The sequence below is a fragment of the Kangiella japonica genome, from assembly GCF_039523535.1.
Taxonomy (GTDB): domain Bacteria; phylum Pseudomonadota; class Gammaproteobacteria; order Enterobacterales; family Kangiellaceae; genus Kangiella; species Kangiella japonica.
This window is the reverse complement of sequence record NZ_BAAAFM010000009.1, coordinates 1-844: the sequence shown is the minus strand read 5'-3', so window position 1 is coordinate 844 and position 844 is coordinate 1. Positions and strand designations below refer to the sequence as shown.

At 47.0% G+C, this 844-nt stretch carries 1 protein-coding gene; it reads right to left on the bottom strand.

Translation table 11 applies throughout. The features are described from left to right. Positions 1–70: 70 nt before the first annotated feature. On the bottom strand, positions 71–844 hold a 774-nt coding region (locus ABD128_RS11395), incomplete at its 5' end, for an elongation factor Tu (protein WP_343990519.1).

The window sequence follows — 844 nt, the reverse complement described above, 5'->3', positions numbered from 1 at the left end:
ATGGCGAGAATGCAGAAAATGCACGGATGCAATCTTCTGCTAAGCTTGTCGCTTATGTCGAACTAAAATCTTACTCGTGGATTTTAGATACAACACCCGCACCTACGGTACGGCCACCCTCACGAATCGCGAAGCGTAAACCTTCGTCCATCGCAATTGGGTTAATCAACGTAACATCCATCTTGATGTTATCGCCTGGCATGACCATTTCTACGCCTTCTGGTAACTCACAAGCACCAGTTACGTCAGTTGTACGGAAGTAGAACTGTGGACGGTAGCCTTTGAAGAATGGTGTGTGACGACCACCTTCATCTTTTGACAATACATAAACTTCTGCTTCGAAACGTGTGTGCGGGTTGATAGTTCCAACGTGTGCCAATACTTGACCACGCTCAACTTCGTCACGCTTAGTACCACGTAGTAGTACACCTACGTTATCGCCAGCTTCACCTTGGTCTAGAAGCTTACGGAACATCTCTACGCCAGTTACTGTCGTCTTAACCGTGTCTTTAATACCTACGATTTCGATTTCTTCACCAACTTTTACAACACCGCTCTCTACACGACCTGTTACAACGGTACCACGACCTGAAATCGAGAATACGTCTTCAATCGGTAACAAGAATGGCTTGTCTACGGCACGCTGTGGCTCTGGGATATAAGTATCTAGAGCTTCACCTAGTGCAACAATCGCTTCTTGACCTAGTGCGCCTTCGTCGCCTTCCAACGCTTTCAACGCTGAACCACGGATGATTGGCGTGTCGTCACCTGGGAATTCGTATTGATCTAGAAGTTCACGAACTTCCATCTCTACTAGCTCTAGCAACTCTTCGTCGTCGACCAT